Origin of the sequence: Sphingomonas changbaiensis NBRC 104936 (assembly GCF_000974765.1) — a bacterium.
GTDB classification, from domain to species: Bacteria; Pseudomonadota; Alphaproteobacteria; order Sphingomonadales; family Sphingomonadaceae; genus Sphingomonas_B; species Sphingomonas_B changbaiensis.
On sequence record NZ_BBWU01000046.1, the window covers coordinates 23,009 to 47,809 of the forward strand.

The window sequence follows — 24,801 nt, forward strand, 5'->3', positions numbered from 1 at the left end:
TGAAGGAGCTCAGAACCCCCTCACCCGGACGGCTTCGCCGTCTCGACCTCTCCCCGCAGGGGAGAGGTGCTGCCCCGTTCGGTCCCGACCATGCTTTCCGGCCGCACCACGCGATCGAACGTTTCCGCGTCCACCAACCCCAGCTCCAGTCCCGCTTCCTTCAGCGTCAGGCCCTTGGCGTGGGCGTGCTTCGCGATCTTCGCGGCATTGTCGTAGCCGATCTCAGGCGCCAGTGCCGTCACCAGCATCAGCGAGCGATCGACCAGCTCGGCGATGCGGGCGCGGTTGGGCTCGGTGCCTTCGACCATCCGCTCGGCACAGCTCTCCATGCCGACGCTGAGCAGATGAATCGAGCGAAGCACCGCGGCCGCGATCATCGGCTTGAAGACATTCAGCTCCAGATGGCCTTGCAGCCCGCCGACGGTGATCGCGGTGTTGTTGCCGATCACCTGGGCCGCGACCATCGTCAGCATCTCGGCCTGGGTTGGGTTCACCTTGCCCGGCATGATCGAGCTGCCCGGCTCGTTCGCCGGCAACTCCAACTCGCCCAAGCCTGATCGCGGGCCGGAGCCGAGCAGGCGCATGTCGTTCGCGATTTTCGTCAGCGCGACTGCGAGCGTGTTCAGCGTGCCGGACAGGTGCACGATCGGGTCGTTGGACCCGAGCGCTTCGAACTTGTTGTCGGCAGTGCGGAACGGCAGGCCGGTGATGGCTGCGATTTCGGCCGCGACCTCTTCTCCGAAGCCAGCGGGCGCATTGAGGCCGGTGCCGACCGCCGTCCCGCCCTGCGCCAGTGCCATCATGCCCTGCATGACCGCCGGCTCGATCCGCTTGCGGCAGCGATAGAGCTGATGCGCATAGCCCGAGAATTCCTGGCCCAGCGTCAGCGGCGTCGCGTCCTGGAGGTGGGTGCGGCCGATCTTGACGATGTCGTCCCAAGCTTTCGCCTTGGCATCGAGCGCGGCGTGTAGCCGATCGAGCGCCGGGAACAGCTGCGCTGTCGCGGCCAGCGCCGCCGCGATGTGCATCGCGGTCGGAAAGCTGTCGTTCGACGACTGGCTCATGTTGACATGATCATTCGGATGCACCGGCGCCTTGCCGCCGCGCGTGCCCGCCAGCCGCTCGTTGGCGATACCGGCGATCACCTCGTTCACGTTCATGTTGGTCTGGGTGCCGGACCCGGTCTGCCAGATGACGAGCGGGAACTGATCGTCGAACGTGCCCGCCGCGACGTCCGCCGCCGCCGCCTCGATCGCGTCGGCGATCTCGGCCGGCAGGCCGTGCTTGCGATTCACCCGCGCCGCGGCCTGCTTCACGATCGCGAGCGCATGCACGATCCCGATCGGCATCCGCTCGGTCGGCCCGAACGGAAAATTCTCGATCGACCGCTGCGTCTGCGCCCCCCAATAGGCGGAGGCGGGGACGTCGATCGGGCCGATCGAGTCGGTTTCGGTGCGGGTGTCGGTCATCTGCTTCTCCTAACCCTCTCCCTCCAGGGGAGAGGGCGACTCGGCCCGGCGGGGCCGAGCGGGGTGAGGGTCCCGGGCGCTGTACCACATCACCCTCTCCCCGCTCGCGCTCGCAAGCGCGAGTCGACCCTCTCCCCTGCAGGGAGAGGGTTTAAAGTCAAACCGGCCGCGTGAACCGTTCCTTCTTCTCCGCCTTTTCCTTCAGCAGTTTTGCGACTTCGAAGCCGTGCTTCTCCAGCCCCGCGACGATCTTGTCATTGCCTTCGATGTCGCCCCAGAACATCGGGCCGCCGCGATAGACCGGCCAGCCATAGCCGTAGATCCACACCACATCGATGTCGGACGCGCGTTGGGCCACGCCTTCTTCCAGGATCAGCGCGCCTTCGTTGACCATCGGGTAGAGCGTGCGCTCGACGATCTCCTCGTCACTGATCTCCCGCTTGGCGGTGCCGGATTTGGCGGCGAATTCGTCGAGGATCGCCTGCACCTCCGCGCTGGGCGTCGGCCGGCGCTTCTCGTCGTAATCGTAGAAGCCCTTGCCGGTCTTCTGGCCCCAGCGGCCCTTGGCGCAGAGCGCGTCGCGGACATTCTCGATCCGGTTCGGATCACGGTGCCAGCCGATATCGACGCCGGCGAGATCGGACATCTGGAACGGCCCCATCGGCATGCCGAAATCGACATGGACCTTGTCGATCTGTTCGGGCGTCGCGCCTTCCATCAACAGCTTCATCGCCTCGACCTGGCGAGGCTTCAGCATCCGGTTGCCGATAAAGCCGTCGCACACGCCCGCGACCACCGCGACCTTGCCGATCTTCTTGGCGATCGCCATCGCGGTCGCCAGCACGTCGGGCGCGGTCTTGTCGCCGCGCACCACCTCCAGCAGCTTCATCACATTGGCGGGCGAGAAGAAGTGCATGCCGAGCACGTCCTGCGGCCGGCTGGTGACCGCCGCGATTTCGTTGACGTCGAGATAGGAAGTGTTGGAGGCAAGGATCGCGCCGGGCTTCGCGATCTTGTCCAGGCGCGTGAACATCTCCTTCTTCACATCCATATTCTCGAAGATCGCCTCGATGATCAGATCGCAATCGGCGAGCGCTTCGAGCTCCAATGTGGGCGTGAGCAGGCCCATCATCTGGTCGACCTGTTCGGGCTTGAACCGGCCCTTGGCAGCCGACGCGTCGTAATTCTTGCGGATGAGGCCGGTGCCGCGATCGAGATTCTCCTGCGCCGCCTCGACGATCGTCACCGGGATGCCGGCCTGAAGGAAGTTCATCGAGATGCCGCCGCCCATTGTGCCGGCGCCGATCACGCCGACCTTTTTGATCGGGCGGAGCTGGATGTCTTCGGGAATGCCGTCGATCTTGGCGGCCTGGCGCTCGGCGAAGAAGATATGGCGCTGGGCAGCCGATTGCGTGCCCATCATCAGCTTCATGAATTCCTGGCGCTCGAAGCGGATGCCTTCGTCGAACGGCAGCTCGACCGCGGCCTGGACGCAGCGCAGGTTTGCGGCCGGCGCATCGAAGCCGCGGAAGCGCTTGGCGTTGTCGGTCGCGAATGTCTGGATGAAGGCGGGATCGCCATGCACCGGCATCTCGCGCGAGCGGCGCGGCTCGGTGCCGACCATGGATTTGGCAAAGCCGAGCGCGTCTTCCAGCAGCGAATCCTCGGCCGCGAGCTTGTCGACCAGCCCGACCTCGGCCGCCTTTTTCGCACTGACCGGATTGCCGGTCGCGCACATCTCCGCGGCTGCCTCGATGCCGGCAACGCGGGGCAGGCGCTGCGTGCCGCCCGCGCCGGGGAGCAGGCCGAGCTTCACTTCGGGCACACCGAGCTTCGCCGAGGGAACGGCGACGCGGTAGTGACAGCCGAGCGCGACTTCGAGACCCCCGCCCAGCGCCGTGCCGTGAATCGCCGCGACGACCGGCTTCCGGCTCGCCTCGATCTTGTCGACGACCGCCGGCAGCATCGGCTCGACCGGCGGCTTGCCGAACTCGGTGATGTCGGCGCCGGCGAAGAAGGTCCGCCCGTCGCAACGGATCACCGCCGCCTTCAGCTCGTCGTCGCCTTCGAGCTGGTCGATTGCCGCCGCCAGCCCCTGCCGCACCGCGGCGCCGAGCGCGTTCACCGGCGGGTTGTTCGAGGTGACGATCAGGATGCCGTCGCGGACTTGCGTTGTGATGGGGCTGGGATTTGAATTCGTCATTTCAAGCTCCTTAAACTCGGTTTGGCCTGAGCTTGTCGAAGGCCTCCCTTGTTCTTTTTATCTATCAAAGAAAGAAAGGAAGGGAGGGCTTCGACAAGCTCAGCCCGAACCGGGTGAGGGTGTCAGCATCTTAAGTCTTCTAAGCCGCCGTCTTGCCCGTCTCCTGACGTGTCACGGGATGGGAACTGGACAAGCCGCCATCGACGGCGATGGCCTGGCCGTTGACGTAGCTGGCTTCGTCGGACGCGAGGAACAGCGCCATGTTGGCGATCTCCTCGGGCTGGCCGGCGCGGCGGAGCGGGTTCAGGCGGCCGATCTTGTCGGTGACGCCCTTGTCCGCCGCATAGTCGAACGCGCGCTGGGTCATGCCGGTCTGGATCAGGCCGGGGCAGATCGCGTTGACGCGGACGTTCGTCGCCGAAAGTTGCTGGGCGGCGGTCTTCACCAGGTTGATCACGCCCGCCTTTGACGCCGAATAGGCGGGACAGCCAGCGCCCGAGCGGATGCCGGCGACGCTGGCCGTACAGATGATCGAGCCCTTGCCGCGCTCGATCATCTTCGGCGCCGCGTGCTTGATGATCAGGAACGGGCCTATCAGGTTCACCTGCAGGATGTTCTGCCATTCCTCGACGCTGTGATCGAAGATGCCGGTCAGGCCGCCCGAAATCCCGGCATTGGCATAGGCGATGTCGAGCCCGCCGAAGCGATCGACCGCGGTCGCGACCAGCTGCTGCACATCGGGTTCGGAGCCGGCGTCCATCTGCACCGCGACCACGCCGTCGCCGCCGATCATCGCCGCCGTTTCGTGAACGCCGTCGCTCTTGTCGCCGATGACCAGCCTCGCACCTTCGGCCGCGAAGCGGCGGGCGGTGGCGCGGCCGATGCCGGAGCCCGCGCCGGTGATGATCGCGACCTTGCCCGCCAGCCTCATATCGTCTGTCCTCCGTCGATCACGATCGTCTGGCCGGTCATGAACGATCCGGCCGGTGCAGCGAGGAACACGGCGGCGCCGGCGATCTCATCGGGCTCGCCGATCCGCTTCAAGGGCGCGCCCTGGGTGGAGCGCTTCAGCGTCTCCGGATTTTCCCACAAGGCGCGGGCGAAGTCGGTCTTGATCAGGCCCGGCGCGATGCAGTTCACGCGGACATTGTCCGGCCCGAATTCATGCGCGAGGTTGCGGGCGAGCTGCATGTCCGCGGCCTTTGAGATCGCATAGGCGCCGATCACCGGCGTGCCGCGCAGGCCGCCGATCGAGGAGATGATGACGATCGCGCCGTCTTTGCGCGCCCGCATCTCCGGCGCGACCATGGAGATGAGCCAGTGGTTCGAGACGATATTGTTGTCGAGGATCTTGCGGAACTGCTCGTCCGCTATCCCTTCCTGCGGCCCATAATAAGGATTGGAGGCGGCGTTGCAGACGAGGATGTGGATGTCGCCGAACGCGCGGCGTGTCTCGTCCACCAGATGCTGCAGCCCGGCCTTGTCGGAAATGTTGGCGGCTACCGCGATGGCCTTGCCGGGATAGCGGGCGTTGATCTCCGCAGCCACGGCGTCGCAGGCGTCCTGCTTGCGGCTGGACACGACGACGTTCGCGCCGTGCTCCGCCATTCGCTCGGCGACCGCCTTGCCGATCCCGCGCGATGATCCGGTGATGATCGCGGTCTTGCCGGTCAGGTCGAACAATGTGCTCATGATGCCCCCGCGAGTTGCGCGAAATGCCAGGACGCTGCGGCGAGGCCAGGGACACGCGCGGCCGTCGCTTCGGCCTGGGCCGAGGCGGCGGTGCCGTCAACGATCCGCTTCTTGATGCCCTGGACGATGCCGGTCAGGCGGAACAGGTTATAGCTGAAATACCAGTTCAGGTCCGGCACGCCTTCCCGCCCGGTCGCCGCGCAATAGCGCTCGACCGCCTGGTTGAGGGTCGGGATGCCAAGTGCCTCATAATCCAGGCCCTTCACGCCGGATCGGCCCTCCGGCTCGGTCACCCAGTTCATCAGGAAATATGAGAAATCGGCGAGCGGATCGCCAAGCGTCGATAATTCCCAGTCGAGCACCGCGATCACACGGTCCTCGTCATGCGCGAAGATCATGTTGTCGATGCGATAGTCGCCGTGAACGATCGACACCCGATCTTGCGCGGGGACTGTCCTCGGCAGCCATTCGATCAGCCGGTCCACCTCCGGGATCGTCTCGGTCTCGCTTGCCTTGTACTGCTTGGTCCAGCGCGCGACCTGGCGCTCGAAATAATTGCCCGGCTTGCCGTAATCGCCGAGCCCTACGCTCACATGATTGGTGTTGTGCAGCCGCGCGAGCGTGTCGATCATCGCGTAATAAATGCCGCGGCGCTGGTCGGGCGTGTAGCCGGGCAGCGATCCGTCCCACAGGTTCCGGCCGTCGGCGAGGCCCATGATGTAGAACATCGAGCCGATGACGTCGCGGTCGGTGCACAGGCCATAGGGCCGGGCGACGGGAAAACCGGTCGGGTAGAGCGCCGCCTGCACGCGATATTCGCGGTCCACGGCATGGGCGGACGGCAGCAGCGGCCCGAACGGTTGGCGGCGCAGCACATAGGCCTGCCCCGGCGTGTCGATCCGATAGGTCGGGTTCGACTGGCCGCCCTTGAAGCGGGAGAGAGCGATCGGGCCCGCAAAGCCCTCGACATTCGCCTCCAGCCATGCGGTCAGCCGCGCTTCGTCCAGCCGGTCCTTTTCCGGCACCGGCATGGTGCCGACCATGGTCGCCTGGGCGTTGGGCTGCGTCATGCGTCGAACACGATCACGGAGCGGGTGGTGTCGCCCTTCCGCAGCTGGTCGAACGCGTGGTTGATCTCGGTCAGCGGCACACGCTCGGCGATGATCGTGTCGAGGTCGAGCATTCCCCGCATGTAAAAATCGACCAGCCGCGGAATCTCGACCGGGAAGCGGTTGGCGCCCATCAGCGCGCCCTGCAGCTTCTTGCCCGAAAGCAGGTCGAGCGCGGAAAGGCCGGTCTGGTGCGTCAGCGGCATCATGCCCAGGATCGTCGCCGTCCCCCCGCGGCGCAGGACCTTGACGGCGAGCTCGCCGGACTGCGGCCGCCCGACCGCCTCGATCGCATGATCGACGCCGCCCCTCGTCAGTTCGACGATCTCGGCGACCGCGGTCTCGGAGGTCGCGTCCACGGCATCGGTCGCGCCCAATTTCTTCGCGATCTCCCGCTTCTGGGGCACCGGATCGACGGCAATGATCCGCCCGGCGCCGGCGATCTTCGCGGCGTTCACGACGGCGAGGCCGACGCCGCCGCAGCCGACCACCGCGACGGTCTCGCCGGGCGTCACGTCGGCGGCGTTGAACACCGCACCCGCGCCGGTCGTCACCGCGCAGCCGATCACGCAGGCGCGGTCGAGCGGCATCTCGGGGTCGATCCGCACGCAGGCGTGCTCGTGGATCAGCATCTGCTCGGCGTAGGCCGACAGGTTCAGCATCTGGTTGACCGGCGTGCCGTCGGGGAAAGTGAGGCGCGGCGGCTCGCCCGCCTTGCGCCGCGTATCGCCGCCCAGGCACAGCGACATGCGGCCGGTCACGCAGAACTCGCAATGTCCGCAAAAGGCGCTGAGGCAGGTCACGACCGCATCGCCGGGCTTCACCGTCGTCACTTCGGAGCCGACCTGCTCGACGATGCCTGCTGCTTCATGGCCCGGGATGCAGGGCATTGCATGCGGATAGGCGCCGTCGACGAAATGCAGGTCGGACCGGCACACGCCGCACGCCGCGGTGCGGATCAGCACCTCGTGCGGGCCGGGCTTGGAGACCAGCACCTCTTCGATGGTCAGCGGCGTCTTTGCCTGCGAAAGGACTGCGGCCTTCATCGCGCTGCCGTCGCCTTAGCGGCGGCGATCGCTTCCCTGCCGCCATATTTGCCGAACTCGAGCCGAGCGATCGCACGGTTGTGGACCTCGTCCGGCCCGTCGGCGAGGCGGAGCGTGCGGATGCCGGCATACATCTTCGCGAGGCCCGGATCGTCGGAGACGCCGGCGCCGCCGAACGCCTGGATCGCGTCGTCGATGATGCGCAGCGCCATGCGCGGGGCCGAGACCTTGATCATCGCGATCTCGCCCTGCGCGGCCTTGTTGCCGGCTTTGTCCATCATGTCGGCCGCCTTCAGGCAGAGCAGGCGGTTCAGCTCGATGTCGATCCGCGCCTCCGCGACGCGCTGTTCCCAGACGCTGTGCTCGGCGATCGCCTTGCCGAACGCGACGCGGGAGAGCAGGCGCTTGCACATCTTCTCCAGCGCTTCCTCGGCGACGCCGATCGTTCGCATGCAGTGATGGATGCGGCCCGGTCCAAGGCGGCCCTGCGCGATCTCGAACCCGCGTCCTTCGCCGAGCAGCATGTTCTCGACCGGCACCCGCACGTCCTTCAGCTCGATCTCCATATGCCCATGCGGCGCGTCGTCATAGCCGAACACGTTCAGGTGCCGGAGGATGGTCACGCCCGGTGCGTCCAGCGGCATCAGGATCATCGATTGCTGGGCGTGGCGCTGCGCCTCGAAATCACTCTTGCCCATCACGATGGCGACCTTGCAACGCGGATCACCGGCCCCCGACGACCACCATTTGCGGCCGTTCAGCACATAATGATCGCCGTCGCGCTCAATCCGCGTCTCGATGTTGGTCGCGTCCGACGAGGCCACCGCCGGTTCGGTCATCAGGAAAGCGGAGCGGATCTCGCCGTTCATCAGCGGACGGAGCCACTGCTCCTTTTGCTCGCGCGTGCCATAGCGGTGGAACACCTCCATGTTGCCGGTATCGGGCGCGGAGCAGTTGAACACCTCGGATGCCCAGCCGACCCGGCCCATTTCCTCGGCGCACAGCGCATATTCAAGATTGGTGAGGCCCGGCCCTTCAAACTCGAAGCTGTCATCGACATGCGGGCGGCCGGAGCCGGGCGGCATGAACAGGTTCCAGATGCCCGCCGCCTTGGCGCGCTTCTTCTCTTCCTCGATCACCGGCAGGACCTTCCAGCGATCGCCTTCGCTTTGCTGCGCGTAGTAATCCGGGTTGCGCGGCCGGACATGGGTTTCGATGAAGTCGCGGACGCGATCCCGCCAATAGGTCTGGCGTTCGGTCAGGTCGAAATCCATGATGCTCTCCGGGTCTGTGCCAGGCCTTCTAGGCAGCGATTGACGGGGCTTTCCAGCCCCAAAAACTCACGCTTTTCCGCCACTCTCAGCGGACGCTACGGCAAGCTTGGCCAGTCGCGCGTCATGATCGGCCTTGCTGATCGGAAAGCGCGTGAACAGCCACGACGACACAAGCGCGATCACGACCGTCAGACCTGCGACGAAGCCGGTGAGTCGGTCGAGCACGTCGATCGGCACCTTGCCCGGAACCGCCTTGGCGGGGAAGCCTGCGACCGACAGCAGGATGCCCGACGCGAAGATGCCAAGGCCCGAGGTGCACTTCTGCATGAACAGGCCGCCGGCATAGAACAGCCCTTCCTCGCGCTTGCCGCTGCTCTCTTCCGACGCCTCGACCACGTCGGCGATCATCGATCCGATCAGCATCATCACGCACACGCCGAACGCGGTTCCGAGGCTGACCATCGTCAGCAGCAACGGCAGCAGCAGCGGGTCGCCAGGCTCCGGGAAAAGTCGCGCCAGCCGCAGCCAATAGGGCGTCGTCGTGAATAAGACCGACAGCAATGTCATGATCGCCGCGCCGCCGCGCTTGCCGAATGCGCGCGCGGTGGGCGTGACGATGAAGAATGCCAGCAGCACGCCCCCGAACAGGCAGATCGAATAGGTCAGGAAATCCATCGGCCGGAACAGCCAGACGAAACCCAGGAGATAGTTGGACATCGCGAACGCGATGCCCTGGTTGATATAGGCGAAGACCCCCGCCGCGATCAGCAGCACGAACGCGCGATTGCTGAGCGTCGACAGGATCGCGCGGATTTCCTTGCCGACCGGCAGTGTCTCGATCCGCGCCCGCGGCGGGTGCGCGAGGCGCTTGTGCGTGCCGATCGCCGAGGCGAGCACGCTCACCATCATCACGACTGCGCCGACGACACCATAATTGTGATAGCCCGGTCCGGCGCCGGGGCCCGTCGGCGGCCGCAGCAGATAGCCATAGGCGAGCATCAGCATCGCGAGCCCGCCCGCCCAGCCGAACACATAGCGGTAGCGGATCACGGCAGTGCGCTCGTGATAGTCGCGCGTCAGCTCCGGCACCATCGCCGCCGATGGCACTTCGTTGGTCGAGATCGCGGCGCGAACCAGAATCGCGATCACCACCAGGTAGCCGAGCGTCGCGGCGGTCCCGGCTTGCGGCGGATTCCACAGCAGCACCCAGCTCAAGGCAATCGGCAGTGCCGAGCCGTAGAGCCATGGATGGCGGCGGCCGATCCGCGTATGGGTGCGGTCGCTCAAGGACCCGATCGCCGGATCGACGAAGGCGTCGACGAACAGCGCGATCATGATCGCGAAGCCGACCTGCTCCGCCGGCAGCCCGACGACCTGATTGTAGAACAGCAGCAGGAAGACGGAAAAACCGTTGTCCTTGATGCCATACGCGACCGCGCCCAGGCCGTAGGACAGCTTGGTGGAAAGGGGGACGCGCACCGAGTTCACGGCCGCACCTCCTCGCTCGGCCCGAGCGAGTTGCGCGGTCATTCCGCCGCTCCCGTCGGCGCCAGCGCCGCGAGCGCTTCGAACAGGCCGGGCGTGTTCGGGTCCCAGCTGTGGCGGGGGCCGACCGACAAGCCGCCGTCGACCAGCAGATGCGTGCCGTTGACGAAGCTCGCATCGTCGCTGGCGAGAAAGCAGACCGCGGCGGCGATGTCTTCCGCCCGGCCGGCACGCTGCACCGGCTGGGCCTGCTGGCCGACGCCCTGGATCAGCGCATTCGCCTTGTCGCGCGCTTCGCCTTCCAGCCCGATCGCGGAGGCGAAGATGTTGGTCGCGATGAAGCCGGGCAGCACCGCGTTCACCCGGATGCGGTCCTTCGCCAGGTCTGCGGCGGCAAGCCTGGTCAGGTGCAGCACGCCGGCCTTCGCGACCGAATAGGGCGTGGGCGCCGCGCCCGAGGCGAGCGCCGCCACGGACGCGGTGTTGACGATCGCACCGCCGCCTTTCTTCGCCATCAGCGGCGCCGCATAACGGATGCCGAGCGCGACCGAACGCAGCAGCAGGTCCATCGTCCGGTCCCAGCCGGCCGCGTCGATTTCGTCGATCTTCGCGCGCTGGCCGCCTGCGCCGGCATTGTTGAACAGAATGTCGGGGCCGCCCAGTTCCGCCGCCGCGTCGAGCAGGGCGACGATATCGGCTTCGCTGGTCACATCGGTGCGGCGAAAGCGAATGCGGCCGTTCGATGTGTCCGCCAGCTCCTGCCCGCCGGCTTCGTCGATATCGCCGGCGACGACCGTCGCGCCTTCCTCGGCAAAGCGCAGCGCGGTCGCCCGACCGATGCCCGACGCCGCGCCCGTCACGACCGCGACTTTGCCGCTGAATCGCATCCGCCTCTCCTTGTGTTCTGGAAAGGGAGCATAGGCGGGCGGAAAGGGCCGTCAACGACGCTACGGCAGGGCCGCTTCGCCACAGGAGGCTTGCGAGAGGGGGCTGATCCGCCGAAACCGGCAGGCAATCACTGAAGGAGAAGGCCCAATGGACATCGCCTCCTGGTTCCGGCTCGATGGCCGGATCGCGCTCGTCACCGGCGGCTCGCGCAACATCGGCAAGTGGATCGCCGAAGGCTTCATCGCCCAGGGCGCGAAGGTCTATATTTCGGCGCGCAAGGCCGAGGATTGCTTCGCGACCGCCGAGGAGCTGGGCCCGAACTGCGTTGCACTGCCGCAGGACGTGTCGACGGTCGCCGGCTGCCGCGCGCTCGCCGAACAGCTGCGCGAACATGAGCAAAAGCTCGACATCCTCGTCAACAATGCGGGCACCGCCTGGGGCGAGCCGTTCGACCAGTTCCCCGAAAAGGGCTGGGACAAGGTCATGGACCTGAACCTCAAATCGCCCTTCTTCCTGACGCAAGCGCTGCACGGGCTGCTGAAGGCCGGCGCCGCGACGGGCAACCCGGCCAAGGTCATCAACATCACCTCGATCGACGGCCAGCGGCTGAACCCGTGGGAGACCTACAGCTATCACGCCTCCAAGGCCGGGCTGATCTACCTGACGAAGCGGATGGCGGCGCGGCTGATCGAGGACAATATCGTCGTCACCTCGCTGGCGCCCGGCGCCTTCCCGAGCCAGATGAACCGCGCCGCACGCGACCATGGCGACATGGTGGCGAAGTCGATCCCATCAAAACGGATCGGCGTCCCGGAAGACATGGCCGCGGCGGCTTTGTACCTGGCCGCGCGCTCGGGGGATTATGTCGTGGGCGAGACGCTGACCGTCGACGGCGGCCTGGTCAGCGCCAAGGTGGGCGTGAGCATCGATGCGTAACAGCCCCTCCCTCTCCCCTTGCGGGAGAGGGAGGGGCCCAAGCCGCAGGCTTGGGAGGGTGAGGGGTGCAGAGCGACGCGCAGCGAGCGTGGCCACTCCACCCTCACCCCGCTCGCGCTGACGCGCGAGTCGCCCTCTCCCGTCAAGTGAGAGGGGCTATCTGCTCAGCAACACATTCATCCGTGCCACGGCAATTGGCTTGGCACGATCCTCCTGCCACGCAACCGCCTCCAGATTCGCGACCCGCGTGCCGAGCCGCGTAATGATGCCGATCGCGAACGTGTCCGCCTCACGGCCGCCGCGCATGAAATCGACGGTGACGGTGATCGGCTTGATCCGCGGCCGTTCCTCGTCCGGAAAGCGGGCATAGAGCGCGGTGAACGCTGCCATCTCCAGCAGCCCGCCGATCGCGCCGCCGTGGAGGAAGCCGGGCCGGCCCATCACGCCGACGCCGAACGGCATCAGCAGCAGCGGCGCTCCGGCCTCTTCGCCGGCGACGCTCAGGCCCAACAGCTCGGCATAGGGCGGCAGCTTCATGGGCTGGTGAACATATAGGTGCCGGCGACGTGCGCGACCGGGTCGGCCGGGTCGCCGTCATGCGCCTGCCCCCGCACGAAGGCGACGCTGCGGGTCAAGCGATAGCATTCGCCGCGGCCGATCACGGCCTTGCCGGGCGTCGCCGGGCGCAGATAGTCGACGCGCAGGTCCAGCGTCGCCTGGGCGCGAAAGCGCTGCTGCCGGATCCAGATCGCCATGCTGGTCGCCATGTCCATCAGCGCGAGGATCGGCCCGGACGCGAGCACGCCCGAGGCTTCGTCGCCGATCAGCCGCTCCGAATAATCGATCGCCAGCTCCGACCAATCGGCCCCGTGCGCGATATAGCGCAGCCCGAGCAGCCCACCATGCGCGCGCGACGCGAGCGTCGAGACGAAGCGTTCCGGATCGAAGGCGCTGTCGACGGGCACCGGGCGGGGATAATTGGCCCGGCGTGTTAGAGCAATCCTCGTCACCGTGGGCTTGACCCGGGGTCCACCTTCTACTCTCCTACGGCAAAAGAAGGTGGATGCCGGACCAAGTCCGGCATGACGAGAGAGGCCCCTGATGCACCCTGTCCGCCACGCGCAAGCCACGCCCGACAAGCCGGCGATCATCGTCGCCGAGACAGGGGAGGCGATCAGCTATGCCCAGCTGAACGCCCGCTCCAACCAGGCGGCGCAGTGGTTCCGCGCGGAAGGGCTGCGGCCGGGGGACCGCGTCGCCTTGTTCATGGAGAACACGGCCGATTACTTCGCGCTGGTCTGGGGCGCGCAGCGGAGCGGCCTGCTGTTCGTCGCGGTCTCGTCGAAGCTGACCGCGCCAGAGGTCGATTACATCCTCGCCGACAGCGGCGCTCAACTGATGGTCGCGAGCGCGGCACTCGGTCAGGTCGCGGATGCCCTGACCGCGCCGATTCAGCGCTACAGCCATGGCGGCTCGATTGCAGGCTTTGCGCCCGTGGAGGCCGCGCTGGATCGGCAGCCTCACACGCCTGTCCCCGACGAGAGCGCCGGCGCGGCGATGCTTTATTCGAGCGGCACGACCGGCCGGCCTAAGGGAATTCGCCGGCCGCCGCCGCTCGATCCCGCGATCGACGCGCCGACGCCGCTGGCGATGATCGCGAACCTGTTCTTCGGCCTGGGTCCGGACACCATCTATCTGTCGACCGCGCCGCTGTACCACGCCGCCCCGCTTGCGTGGACGATGACGGTGCAGATGCTGGGCGGCACCGTGGTGCTGATGCACCATTTCGACGCCGAAGCGGCGCTTGCCGCGATCGAGCGCTATCGCTGCAACGCCGGCCAGTTCGTGCCCACCCATTTCGTGCGCATGCTGAAGCTGCCGGACGCAGTGCGTCAGCGCCACGACGTGTCGTCGATGCGGTGCGCCATCCACGCCGCGGCACCGTGCCCCGTGCCAGTCAAGCGCGCGATGATCGACTGGTGGGGGCCGGTCATCGACGAATATTATGCGGGCACTGAAGGCAATGGCTTCACCGCGATCAAGGCCACGGAGTGGCTGGAACGGCCCGGCTCGGTCGGCCGCTGCATCGGCGAGGCCAAGCTCCACATTTGCGACGAAGGCGGCGACGCGCTGGCGCCGCGCCAGGAAGGCCTCGTCTTCTTCGAGGCGGAGCGGCAGTTCGAATATCACAACGATCCGGCGCGGACGGCGGAGAGCCGCAACCGCCACGGCTGGTCGACGCTCGGCGATGTCGGCTGGATCGACGAGGACGGCTATCTGTACCTGACCGACCGCAAGAGCTTCATGATCATCTCGGGCGGCGTGAACATCTACCCGCAGGAGATCGAGAACCATCTCGTCACCCACCCGTCGGTCGCGGACGTGGCGGTGGTCGGCGCCCCGCACGATGAAATGGGCGAGCAGGTCGTCGCCGTCGTGCAGCCGATGGCCGGGATTGCCGCCGGCCCGGCGCTTGCCGATGAGCTCACCGCCTTCTGCCGGGAGAGCCTGTCGGGCGTGAAGACGCCGCGGCGGATCGATTTCGTTGAGGAACTGCCGCGCCACGCGACGGGCAAGCTCTACAAGCGCCTGATCCGCGATCGGTACTGGGGAAAGGAAAGCCGCATCGTATGAGCGACCAGCGTGTCACGATCGCGTTCGAAGCCGGTATCGCCGATGTCCGGCTGAACCGGCCCGACAAGATGAACGCGCTCGATCCCGCGATGTTCGAGGGGATCGCCAGCGCCATCGCGGAGCTCGGCGCGATGAAGGGCCTGCGCGTGGTCGTGCTGTCGGGCGAGGGCCGCGCCTTCTGCGCCGGGCTCGACATGGGCTCGATGACGTCGGGCGGCGCGAGCGCGGGCAAGGACCTGCGCGACCGCACCCACGGGCCGGCCAACCTTTTCCAGCACGTCGGCTGGGGCTGGCGCGAGCTGCCGGTGCCCGTGATCGCGGCCGTGCACGGCATCGCGTTCGGCGGCGGGTTCCAGATCATGTCCGGCGCCGACGTGCGGCTGGTCCGGCCCGACACGCGGCTGTCGATCATGGAAATGAAATGGGGGCTGGTCCCCGACATGGCCGGCATTGCCTTGTGGCGGACGCTGGTGCGCGACGATGTGCTGCGCGAGCTGACCTACACCGCGCGCGAATTTTCCGGCGAAGAGGCGGTGCGGCTCGGCTTCGCGACGCGCACGGCGGACGATCCGCACGCCGAGGCGATGGCACTGGCACGGCAGATCGCGGCGCGGAACCCGGATGCGGTGCGCGCCGCCAAGCGCCTGTACAATGCCTATGCGAACGACGCCGAAGCCTTGCTGATGGCCGAAAGCATCGAGCAGGCGGGCGTGATCCGCACACCCAACCAGATCGAGGCGGTGCGGGCGAATATCGAAAAGCGCGCGCCGAATTTCACCGACCTGTAAGCGGGCCGCCGAGAGAGCCCACGCGTCACCAGATTCGCGCCCGGTCCTCGGGCGCCAGATACAGCGCGTCGCCCGGCCGGACGCCGAAGGCCGCGTACCAGGCGTCGATGTTCCGAACGGGCCCGTTCACCCGGAATTTCCGGAACGAGTGCGGATCGCTGACCGTCATCTGCTTGATCGCGTCGGGCGTCATCTTGCCGGCCCAGGCCTGCGCCCAGCCGAGGAACACGCGCTGGTCGCCGGTCAGCCCGCCGATCACGGGTGCCGGCTTGCCTTTCAGCGACGCGTGATAGGCATCGAGCGCGATCGCGAGGCCGCCCAGATCGGCGATGTTCTCGCCCATCGTCAGGCCCGGATTGATGTGGAAGCCGGGCACCGGCTCGAACTGCGCATATTGATCGCCCAGCATCTTGGCGCGCGCCTTGAACGCTTCCGCGTCCGCCGGCGTCCACCAGTCGCGAAGCGCGCCGGCGGCATCGATGCTGCGGCCCTGGTCGTCAAAGCCGTGGGTCAGCTCGTGGCCGATCACGCCGCCGATCCCGCCATAATTGATCGCCGGATCGGCATCGGCGTCGAAGATCGGCGCCTGCAGGATGCCCGCCGGAAACACGATATCGCGCAGGGAGCCGTTATAGGCGTCGTTGGTCTGCGGCGTCATCAGCCAGGCGCCGCGGTCAACCGGGCCGGCGCTGCGCTTCAGCATGAACGCCCAGTCGTTCGCCGCCGCGCGCCGGACATTGCCGAGCAGGTCGTCGCGGCGGATCACGACGCCCGCATAATCGCGCTGGGGCGTGTCGGGATAGCCGACCTTGATCGTGTAGGTATCGAGCTTCTTTAGCGCCTCGGCCTTCGTCTGCGGCCCCATCCAGTCGAGCCGCTCGATCCGCCCGCGCATCGCGAGCTTCAGATTGCCGACCAGCTCGGTCACCTTGGCCTTGGTCGCCGGCGGGAAGTAGCGCTGGGCATAGAGATCGCCGACCGCCCAGTTGAGCGTGCCGAAGCAGCTCGCCGGCTCCGCCCCGCAATCGCCGCCGGCCACCGCGCGCACGCCTCGTTTCCAGCGCGGCTGCTGCTGGTCCTGGCCGGTCAGCTGCTTCAGGCGGAAATCGAAATGCGCATCGACGAACGGTTTGGACAGGTAAGGCGCGGCCGCATCGGCAGCGCGGAAGGCCATCCAGGCTTTCAGCGTGTCGACCGGAGTCTCGCCATAGATCGCCGCCAGCTTCGGGAAGGCCGATTTCTCGGCGACCACCAGCATCGGTTTGCCCGCGACGCCCGCCCGATCGAGGAACGGCGCCCAGTCGAAGCCGGGCGCAAAGCCGGCCAATGCGCCGGGCGCCATCGGATTGTATTGCGTCGTGATGTCCCGCTGCTGCACCTTGGTCCAGCTCGCGTCCGCCACCCGCGTCTCGAACGCGACCAGTGCCTCGGCCGCTTTCTCGGGTTCGGGCCAGCCGGCGAGCGCCAGCAGCTTCGCCGCATAGGCGCGATACGCGTCTTTCTTCGCCACCAGCTCCGGCTTCAAATAGTAATCGCGATCCGGCAGCCCGAGCCCAGATTGGCTCAGATAGACGGCGTAGCGGCGCGGATCCTTCAGGTCGCTGTCGATGGAGATCCCGAACAAGCCGGGGTAGAGGCCGCTCGGCGCCTCGCCCATCAGCCGGGCGAGGGCGGCGCGGTCGGGCGCGACCCGGATCGCGTCCAGTTCCGGCTTCAGCGGCGCCGCGCCCAGCCGGTCGGCCTGCGCTTCGTCCATGAACGACGCATAGAAGGCGCCGACCTTTTCCGCGTCCGTCCGGGGCGACGTCGACACGCCTTTCGCGGCCTGGTCCAGCAGCTGGTGGAGATTCGCTTCCATCCGGTCGGTCATCTCCAGCCGTCGCGAGGCCGCCGGTCGGTCGGCGGGGATGGTCGTGCGCGCGAGATAGGCGCCGTTCGCATATTGGAAGAAGTCGTCGCCCGGCTTCACGCTCTTATCGAAGGCGGTCAGGTCGAGCCCGAAGGGTTGGTACAGCGGCGCGGCGAAAGCAGGCGCTGTCAAAACAGTGGCGGCCGCCAACAGGAAAATTTTGCTCATTTGCCCTCCCTCGTCACCCCGGACTTGATCCGGGGTCCACCTTGCTCTTCTGTCGAAAGTAGGAAGAACGAGAAGGTGGGTCCCGGGTCAAGCCCGGGATGACGAAGGGGAGCAATCACGATGGGTGCGGCATGCGATTCCGGCGTTCAGTGTCGTGCTCGTCGCGCCGCATGTCGTTTTTGTCCCATGACTGTGGCGTGCGGCACAGCTGCGTCCGATCTTGGCCCGTTACCGAAGTCGAGTGAGGCAGACGCGTTTTGGCAACAGTGTTGCAGGCTGACTGGATGTCGTTGATCGCATCCGCGCCGTCTGCCGAGGCTCCCGTTCAGCCGGTCATCCGCGAAGCCGGATGGCGGGAAGCGATTCTGCTGACGATCGCGCTCTGGTCGTTCGTCGCCATCATCTACCTGCCGATCTTCCTCGAACGCCATGCCGGCGAGGGCTGGACCAGCGTCGCGCTCGATGAAGTGACGCTGGTGATCTCGATGGTCTTTGCACTGCCGCTGTTCGCGATCTTCCGCGGCACGCGCGACTGGAACCTGATGCCCCGCGCATTTGCGCTTGCCGCGGCGGTGCTGGCGGCAGCCGTCGTCCAGGTCTGTTTCGACCTGATCTACACCGGCTTCGTCGCCAACCGGATCGACACGGCGTGGGAAAATCTGCCCACCGACCTCAGCCGCGCCTATCGCGCGACGTTCAATTACGTCTGCGTGTTCGGCGTCAACGTCGCCTTGTTCCACCTGGTCAGCTCACGCCGGCACGAAGTGCTCCAGGCGCAGGAGCTCGCGCACGCGCTCTCGACCGCCCAGCACGCCCAGCTGGCGGCGCTGCGCTATCAGCTGAACCCGCATTTCCTGTTCAACACGCTGAACGCGATCTCGGCGATGATCGTCACCAGGCGGAACGACGAAGCGGAGCTGATGACCGACAAATTGTCGAGCTTTCTGCGCGCCTCGCTCGCGTCCGACCCGACCGAGCTCGTGCCGCTCGATCAGGAGCTGACGCTGATCGAGGATTATCTGGAAATCGAATCGATCCGCTTCGGCGACCGGCTGCACGTCGAGATCGACTGCGCGAGCGACGCCTGCCATGTGCCGATCCCGAGCTTCCTGCTCCAGCCCCTGATCGAAAACGCGATCAAATATGGCGTCGCGCCGTCGCTCGAGCCGGTGGTGATCCGGGTGATCGGCCGGCGCGAGGACGACGAGCTGGTCGTCACGGTCGAGGATGACGGCCGTGCGAACGGCAATGCGATGACGAGCGGTGGGACCGGCGTCGGCCTTCAGAATGTCCGGCAGCGGCTGAGTGCCCTGTACGGCGATTTGGCCTCGCTTGCCGCAGGCGCGCGCGACCCCGGCTATGCGGCCACGATCCGCCTGCCGGCGCACGCCGATCCTGGGGCTTGAGCCCGACCTTCTCCTGTCCGATAAGGCCATCAAAGCATTGGGGGTTGCGGCATGCGGGTGTTGGTCGTCGACGACGAGGCGCTGGCGCTTGATCGACTGCGCACATTATTTGCCGATATCGACGAGGTCGACGTTGTCGGTCAGGCGACCGACGGCGATATGGCGCTCGAGCAGATCGAGAAATTGCAGCCGGACCTGGTGATTCTCGACATCCAGATGCCGGGCCGCAACGGCTTGCGCACCGCAGCGGCGCTGGAGCCGGAGCGGCGGCCCGAAATCATCTTCGTCACCGCCCACGAGCATTACGCGCCCGACGCCTTCGAGGTGGACGCGGCCGATTATCTGCTGAAGCCGGTGCGATTCGATCGTCTGCGCCAGGCGGTGACGCGCGCGAAACGCCGGCGCGAGTTGCGCGAGCATGCGGAGCGCAGCGGCAAGCTGCTGGAGGAAGTCGAGAATCTTCGCGCGAAGAATGGCGGTCGCGGCGACGACGAAGGCTTTTGGGTGCCGGAGCGGCATGGCCATCGCTGGGTTCCGATCCTGGCGATCGGCTGGATCGAGGCGGCGCGCGACTATGTGCTGCTCCACACGGACACGCGCAGCCACATGCTGCGCGCGACGATGTCGGCGCTGGAGGAGAAATTGGACGGGACGGGGCTGATGCGCGTGCATCGCTCGGCCTTCGTGCGGCCGGAAAAGGTGGCGGAAGTCCGCCGCGCTAATCGGAGCCTCACGCTGGTGCTCGACGATGGCGCCCATGTGCAGGTGGGGCCCAGCTATATCGATACGTTGACCGAAAAGCTGGGCCTTCCTTGAGCCCGCATTATTAAGCGATGCCGGCGAACGAGGTCGTCGCGGCGACGAACATCGTGCCGACGAACATCGCGGCGAGCCAGGTCGCCGTGCTGCGGAAAGCATGTGCTTTCATGACTTGCTCCTTGCGTTGCGCCGCTGCCTATCAGCGGCAGGGCGCCCCATAGAGCGCGCGCGCCGCGGCGCATCGGGAACTCGACCGTCGCGGTAGAAAAGCTGACGAACCTGCGCGCCCGTCGACGAACCCGCGCCCGAATACGACCAACGGCGGCCGGCTCTTTGTTGATCTGGTCATCCCGAATCGGTAGTCGAAGCAAAAATTCGGGTCGCACACAGGGAAAGCGTGGAAGAATCGGTTCTGCTCATCCTCGGCTTGCTGAGCGCCGGTGGGCTTATGGTCATCGCGGTCATCTATTACGAGACCGCCTGGAAGGCGCGCCGCCGCCGCCGCATCGAGCGCGAGCACGCGCGCAGCAAGCAGCGCTAGGCTTTCGCGGGCGTCAGTCCCGCAGCAGCTCGTTGATGCCCGTCTTGGCGCGCGTCTGCGCGTCGACGCGCTTGACGATCACCGCGCAATAGAGCGACGGGCCCGGCGTGCCGTCGGGCAGCGGCTTGCCGGGAAGGCTGCCCGGCACCACCACCGCGAACGGCGGCACGCGGCCGATAAAGACCTCGCCGGTCGCGCGATCGACGATCTTGGTCGATGCGCCGAGATACACGCCCATCGACAGCACCGCGCCTTCGCCGACGATCACGCCTTCGGCGACTTCGGAACGCGCGCCGACGAACGCGCCGTCCTCGATGATCACCGGACCGGCCTGAAGCGGCTCGAGCACGCCGCCGATGCCGGCGCCCCCCGAAATATGGACGTTGCGGCCGATCTGCGCGCAGCTGCCGACGGTCGCCCAGGTGTCGACCATCGTTCCTTCGCCGACGTGGGCGCCGATGTTGACGAAGCTCGGCATCAGCACCGCGCCAGGCGCCACATAGGCGCCCTGGCGGACGACCGCGCCCGGCACCGCACGGAAGCCGGCCGCGCGAAAGTCGGTCGCGCTCCAGCCGGAGAATTTGCTCGGCACCTTGTCCCACCAGCTGGCGGTGCCCGGTCCGCCGGGGATCACCTCCATGTCGTGCAGCCGGAACGACAGCAGCACCGCCTTCTTCAGCCATTGGTTGACGCGCCAGCCGCCCTGGCCATCGGGCTCCGCGACGCGCGCTTGGCCATGGTCGAGCAGCTTCAGCGCCTCCGCCACCGCGGCGCGGGTGTCGCCGACCGTTTGCGGACCGACCTCGTCGCGCCTGTCCCAGGCAGCCTCGATCGTATCGACCAGCGCGCCGCGCTCCATCATTCCTCATCTCCCAATATCCGGTGCAGCCACTCGCCGAGGTCGGTCACTTCATAATCGACATAGGCGCGATCGTCGGGCTCGCGCCCCTGTTCGGATCCGTTGTTGACCCACACCGTCGTCATCCCAATCGCCTTGGCGGGCTTCAGGTTTCGCGCCATGTCTTCGATGAACAGCGACTCGGCCGGGTCGATTCCGAACGCCTGCGCCATCACACGATAGGCATCCGGATGGGGCTTTGGCGTATAGGCGCAGGCATGGATGTCATGGATCGCTTCAAAGCTCGTGCCCAGCCCCAGCCGGGCGAGCACGCGCTGCGCGTAATCGGCAGCGCCGTTGGTGAAGATCAGCTTGCGTCCCGGCAGCCGCGCGACCGCCTCGACCAGCCTTCTGTCCTCGGTCAGCGCGTCCATCTCGATGTCGTGGACATAGGACAGGAACCGGTGTGGATCGACGCCATGCTCGGCCATCAGCCCGGACAGCGTGGTGCCGTGGGCGTGGAAATAATCCTTCTGGAGCGCGCGCGCAGCGGTCCAGTCCAGTCCCAGCAGCGTCTGGATGAAGGTTGTCATGCGCTGGTCGATCAGCCCGAACAGGTCGGCCGACGCCGGGTAGAGCGTGTTGTCCAGATCGAAGATCCAGTTCCGGACGTGTTGCAGCGCAGCCAGCATCGCGTGCGCCCTAGCCGCGGGCCCGCCCGGCAGCAAATTGCCACCACCGCGTTAACCATAACGCAAGCGCCGCCGCATTACCGCCGACGCAATTGGGTCAGGGGTGTTTTTCGATGAGTAAGCGTATCGCGTGCGGGCCTTCCGGCCTGGTCATGGCCTTGTTGGTGCTGGCCGGCTGCGGCGGAGGCGGGGGCGTCAGCTCGGTTCCGCCTCCCGCGCCGGCCCCCACGCCGGCTCCGGTGCCCACGCCGACACCCACCCCGACGCCGGCACCGGCGCCGGTCGACTTCCAAACCGCCGAATATAATCGCGCGACGGGGCTGCGGCTGGCGAACGCCATTCCGGCCTACCAGGCCGGCTCCACCGGGCGCGGCGTGACGGCGGCGGTGATCGATAGCGGCGTCAATCCCGACAGCGTGGAATTCGTCGGCCGGATCTCGCCGGCCTCGCAGGATGTCGCCGGCAGTCGCGGCCTCGGCGATGATGCCGGCCATGGCAGCGCCGTTGCGGACGTTCTGCTCGGCGCGAAGAACGATTTCGTGGTTCACGGCGCCGCGTTCGACGCAACGCTGCTGGCGCTCAGGACAGACACGCCCGGCAGTTGCGGCACCAAAGGCGATTGCTCGCACAGCGACACCAACATCGCGCGTGCGCTCGATATCGCCGTCACCCAGGGCGCGCGCGTGGCGAACATCTCGCTGGGCGGCGTCGCCGCCAACCTGACGCTCCGCAACGCGATCTCGCGCGCGACGGCCGCCGGCATGGTGATCGTGATCTCCGCCGGCAACGACAGCGCCGCCGACCCGAGCCAGCTCGCCCTGATCGCGACCGATCCGGTCGCGCACGGCCAGGTGATCGTCGCCGGCTCCTATGATGCCAACAAGGCCATTTCGAGCTTTTCGAATCGCGCCGGCAGCGCCGCGGCCGTCTATCTGACGGCCCTGGGTGAAGGCGTCCGCGCCATCGATCAGCACGATGCCAGCAATCTGATCTGGACCGGCACCTCCTTTTCGGCGCCCTTCGTGTCGGGCGCGGTGGCGCTGCTCGCCCAGGCGTTTCCGAACCTGACCGGCGCGCAGATCGTGCAATTGCTGTTCGACAGCGCCGACGACCTGGGGGCGGCGGGCACCGATCCCGTTTATGGCCGCGGCGGTCTCGACATTGGCCGCGCCTTCGCCGCGCGCGGAAGCACGTCGTTGGCGGGCAGCCAGGTCGCGGTCGATCTTGCCGCGACCAGCGCGTCTCTGTCGCCGGCGATGGGCGACGCCGCGCAAAAGGGCATGGGCGCGGTCGTCCTCGACGGCTTCAGCCGCGCCTATGCGGTCGACTTCGCCCGCTCGATCCAGCGCGCCCAGCCGCGCTCCAGCCTAGCGGGCACGCTGGGCCAGTCGTTCCGCGGCGCCTCGCTGGCGGCCGGCGGAACGATGGTCGCGGTGTCGATCGCCGACACGCCCGGCGGCGCGACCGTGCGCCGGCTGTCGCTCAGCAGCAACGAGGCGGTGCGCGCCCGCGCGACCGCCGGCATGATCGCCAGCCGCATCGATCCCCGGACCAGCATCGCGTTCGGCTTCGGCCAGAGCGGCGCAAGCGTCGCCGGCCAGCTGGTCGGCCGTTCCGAGCCCGCATTCCTGGTCGCGCGCGGCCCCGGCGACCTGCTCGGCTTCGACCGCCAAGGCCAGCGGGTGGCGATGGTGCGCCGCAGCTTCGGCCGATTGGGCGTCACCGCAAGCGCCGAAAGCGGCGAGGGGCTGCTCTACCAGGGCACGCCCGGCGCCCGCGATCCGTGGTTCCGCTCTCCGTATTCGCTGATGAGCCTCGGCGCCGACCGCCGCCTCGGCGGGCTGCGCCTGAGCGGCGGCCTCACCCGCCTGACCGAGGACCGGACCGTGCTCGGCGCGCATTTCGGCCCGCTGTTCGGCGGCGGCGCATCGGCGACCTGGTTCGCCGACCTCCGAGCCGACTGGCGCTTCGGCCCGGGCTGGTCGCTGGCCGCCGCGGCGCGCCAGGGCTGGACCCATGCTGCCCAGGGCGGCCTGATGAGCGGTAGCACCGCGATCCGCAGCAACGCCTTCAGCTTTGACGTCGCAAAAACAGGCGTGCTCGGCCGTGGCGACCAATTCGCATTCCGCATCGCCCAGCCTCTGCGCGTGTCGAGCGGCGGCCTCGGCCTGCGCCTGCCGACCAGCTATGACTATGCGACCGGCGCGGTCGGCTATGCCGACGAGCTGCTGAACCTGTCGCCGACGGGCCGCGAAATCGATATGGAGGCAAGCTACGCCCGCATGCTGCTCGGCGGCCGCATGGACGCGAACCTGTTCTGGCGCCGCGATCCCGGCAATTTCGCCGCCGCCCCGGACGACCGCGGCGCGGCACTCCGCTGGCGCGTGGATTTCTGATTCGACCCTCTCCCATAGGGAGAGGGCGACTCGCGCCTGCGGCGCGAGCGGGGTGAGGGGTAACGGACCATCCCGTGGCCCCCGATCCCCTCACCCGGTCAGCGCTTGCGCGCTGACTCGACCTCTCCCTCTGGGACAGGTGAGATCAAACCGTGAAGCTCTCCCCGCAGCCGCAGCTGCCTTTCGCGTTCGGGTTTTGGAACACGAAGCCGGCGGTGAAGTCGTCCTCCACCCAATCCATGCGGCTGCCGATCAGGTACAGCACCGACGCGCCGTCGACGAACAGCGTGCCGCCCGGCGTCTCGATCCGCTCGTCGAGCGGCTTCGCCTCGGTCACGTAATCGACCGAATAGGCGAGACCGGAACAGCCGCGCCGGGGCGTCGACAATTTGACCCCGATCGCGCCCTCCGGCGCCTTCGCCATCAACTCGGCAATCCGCGCCTCCGCGCCGGGCGTCAGGATCAGCGCCTGCGGGCGGGCGCGGGTGGTGGTGACTGTGGTCATTCGTCCTTCCTTCTCCCCTCCCGCTTGCGGGAGGGGTCGGGGGAGGGCCCGAGCCGAACGCCG

The 24,801-nt window shown here is 67.2% G+C and carries 21 protein-coding genes; 6 read left to right on the top strand and 15 right to left on the bottom strand.

Going from position 1 to position 24,801, the window contains the following annotated elements; genetic code table 11:
* Nucleotides 1-20: 20 nt before the first annotated feature.
* The 9 genes from fumC to SCH01S_RS12360 form a co-directional block, all read right to left on the bottom strand.
* On the bottom strand, nt 21-1,469 hold the full coding sequence (gene fumC / locus SCH01S_RS12320; RefSeq protein ID WP_084689555.1) for a class II fumarate hydratase: 1,449 nt from the start codon (nt 1,467-1,469) through the stop codon (nt 21-23).
* A gap of 157 nt (nt 1,470-1,626) precedes the next feature.
* The gene (locus tag SCH01S_RS12325; protein ID WP_046349120.1) at nt 1,627-3,672 is read right to left on the bottom strand and encodes a 3-hydroxyacyl-CoA dehydrogenase NAD-binding domain-containing protein; all 2,046 of its coding nucleotides are present in this window, start codon (nt 3,670-3,672) and stop codon (nt 1,627-1,629) included.
* Between the two features lie 139 nt (nt 3,673-3,811).
* Nucleotides 3,812-4,603 (bottom strand): SDR family NAD(P)-dependent oxidoreductase, encoded by a 792-nt coding sequence (locus SCH01S_RS12330; RefSeq protein WP_046349121.1) that lies wholly within the window; start codon nt 4,601-4,603, stop codon nt 3,812-3,814.
* Entirely contained in the window at nt 4,600-5,364 is a 765-nt protein-coding gene (locus SCH01S_RS12335) for an SDR family oxidoreductase (RefSeq protein ID WP_046349122.1), read from the bottom strand. The genes SCH01S_RS12330 and SCH01S_RS12335 overlap by 4 nt, the downstream gene beginning before the upstream one ends.
* Complete coding sequence (locus SCH01S_RS12340) at nt 5,361-6,434, bottom strand: phosphotransferase family protein (protein ID WP_046349123.1); 1,074 nt, start codon at nt 6,432-6,434, stop codon at nt 5,361-5,363. The genes SCH01S_RS12335 and SCH01S_RS12340 overlap by 4 nt, the downstream gene beginning before the upstream one ends.
* The gene (locus tag SCH01S_RS12345) at nt 6,431-7,519 is read right to left on the bottom strand and encodes a Zn-dependent alcohol dehydrogenase (RefSeq protein WP_046349124.1); all 1,089 of its coding nucleotides are present in this window, start codon (nt 7,517-7,519) and stop codon (nt 6,431-6,433) included. Before SCH01S_RS12345 ends, SCH01S_RS12340 begins: the two co-directional genes overlap by 4 nt.
* Complete coding sequence (locus SCH01S_RS12350) at nt 7,516-8,793, bottom strand: acyl-CoA dehydrogenase family protein (RefSeq protein WP_046349125.1); 1,278 nt, start codon at nt 8,791-8,793, stop codon at nt 7,516-7,518. Before SCH01S_RS12350 ends, SCH01S_RS12345 begins: the two co-directional genes overlap by 4 nt.
* 66 nt (nt 8,794-8,859) lie before the next feature.
* Nucleotides 8,860-10,281, bottom strand: a complete 1,422-nt coding sequence (locus tag SCH01S_RS12355) for an MFS transporter (RefSeq protein ID WP_245612256.1) — start codon at nt 10,279-10,281, stop codon at nt 8,860-8,862.
* Between the two features lie 38 nt (nt 10,282-10,319).
* Nucleotides 10,320-11,165, bottom strand: coding sequence for an SDR family NAD(P)-dependent oxidoreductase (locus SCH01S_RS12360; protein WP_046349126.1), 846 nt, complete (start codon nt 11,163-11,165; stop codon nt 10,320-10,322).
* A gap of 148 nt (nt 11,166-11,313) precedes the next feature.
* Here SCH01S_RS12360 and SCH01S_RS12365 point away from each other — a divergent pair, with 148 nt between their 5' ends.
* Complete coding sequence (locus SCH01S_RS12365) at nt 11,314-12,102, top strand: SDR family oxidoreductase (protein ID WP_046349127.1); 789 nt, start codon at nt 11,314-11,316, stop codon at nt 12,100-12,102.
* Between the two features lie 156 nt (nt 12,103-12,258).
* Here SCH01S_RS12365 and SCH01S_RS12370 read toward each other — a convergent pair whose 3' ends face one another.
* On the bottom strand, nt 12,259-12,639 hold the full coding sequence (locus SCH01S_RS12370) for a PaaI family thioesterase (protein ID WP_046349128.1): 381 nt from the start codon (nt 12,637-12,639) through the stop codon (nt 12,259-12,261).
* Nucleotides 12,636-13,067 (bottom strand): PaaI family thioesterase, encoded by a 432-nt coding sequence (locus SCH01S_RS12375; RefSeq protein WP_245612257.1) that lies wholly within the window; start codon nt 13,065-13,067, stop codon nt 12,636-12,638. The genes SCH01S_RS12370 and SCH01S_RS12375 overlap by 4 nt, the downstream gene beginning before the upstream one ends.
* Nucleotides 13,068-13,203: 136 nt before the next feature.
* Here SCH01S_RS12375 and SCH01S_RS12380 point away from each other — a divergent pair, with 136 nt between their 5' ends.
* Together SCH01S_RS12380 and SCH01S_RS12385 are read left to right on the top strand one after the other, a co-directional pair.
* Nucleotides 13,204-14,736, top strand: a complete 1,533-nt coding sequence (locus SCH01S_RS12380) for an acyl-CoA synthetase (RefSeq protein WP_046349129.1) — start codon at nt 13,204-13,206, stop codon at nt 14,734-14,736.
* Entirely contained in the window at nt 14,733-15,524 is a 792-nt protein-coding gene (locus SCH01S_RS12385; RefSeq protein ID WP_046349130.1) for a crotonase/enoyl-CoA hydratase family protein, read from the top strand. Before SCH01S_RS12380 ends, SCH01S_RS12385 begins: the two co-directional genes overlap by 4 nt.
* Before the next feature lie 25 nt (nt 15,525-15,549).
* On the opposite strand, the gene SCH01S_RS12390 is transcribed toward SCH01S_RS12385, so the two are convergent.
* Complete coding sequence (locus SCH01S_RS12390) at nt 15,550-17,601, bottom strand: M13 family metallopeptidase (protein ID WP_046349131.1); 2,052 nt, start codon at nt 17,599-17,601, stop codon at nt 15,550-15,552.
* Between the two features lie 284 nt (nt 17,602-17,885).
* Between SCH01S_RS12390 and SCH01S_RS12395 the strand changes: the two genes are divergently transcribed.
* Both SCH01S_RS12395 and SCH01S_RS12400 read left to right on the top strand, forming a co-directional pair.
* Nucleotides 17,886-19,007: a sensor histidine kinase gene (locus SCH01S_RS12395; protein WP_046349132.1), complete on the top strand. Its 1,122-nt coding sequence runs from the start codon at nt 17,886-17,888 to the stop codon at nt 19,005-19,007.
* A 51-nt stretch (nt 19,008-19,058) separates the two neighbouring features.
* On the top strand, nt 19,059-19,823 hold the full coding sequence (locus SCH01S_RS12400; RefSeq protein ID WP_046349133.1) for a LytR/AlgR family response regulator transcription factor: 765 nt from the start codon (nt 19,059-19,061) through the stop codon (nt 19,821-19,823).
* Nucleotides 19,824-20,320: 497 nt separating this feature from the next.
* On the opposite strand, the gene dapD is transcribed toward SCH01S_RS12400, so the two are convergent.
* Together dapD and SCH01S_RS12410 are read right to left on the bottom strand one after the other, a co-directional pair.
* Entirely contained in the window at nt 20,321-21,169 is an 849-nt protein-coding gene (gene dapD, locus SCH01S_RS12405) for a 2,3,4,5-tetrahydropyridine-2,6-dicarboxylate N-succinyltransferase (RefSeq protein ID WP_439645812.1), read from the bottom strand.
* Nucleotides 21,166-21,837 carry a pyrimidine 5'-nucleotidase gene (locus SCH01S_RS12410; RefSeq protein WP_046349135.1) on the bottom strand — a complete coding sequence of 224 codons (672 nt, stop codon included), beginning with the start codon at nt 21,835-21,837 and terminating at the stop codon, nt 21,166-21,168. Before SCH01S_RS12410 ends, dapD begins: the two co-directional genes overlap by 4 nt.
* A gap of 113 nt (nt 21,838-21,950) precedes the next feature.
* On the opposite strand from SCH01S_RS12410, the gene SCH01S_RS12415 reads away from it, so the two are divergent.
* The gene (locus SCH01S_RS12415; protein ID WP_046349136.1) at nt 21,951-24,233 is read left to right on the top strand and encodes a S8 family peptidase; all 2,283 of its coding nucleotides are present in this window, start codon (nt 21,951-21,953) and stop codon (nt 24,231-24,233) included.
* A 145-nt stretch (nt 24,234-24,378) separates the two neighbouring features.
* On the opposite strand, the gene SCH01S_RS12420 is transcribed toward SCH01S_RS12415, so the two are convergent.
* Nucleotides 24,379-24,738, bottom strand: coding sequence for a HesB/IscA family protein (locus SCH01S_RS12420; protein WP_046349137.1), 360 nt, complete (start codon nt 24,736-24,738; stop codon nt 24,379-24,381).
* Nucleotides 24,739-24,801: the final 63 nt, after the last annotated feature.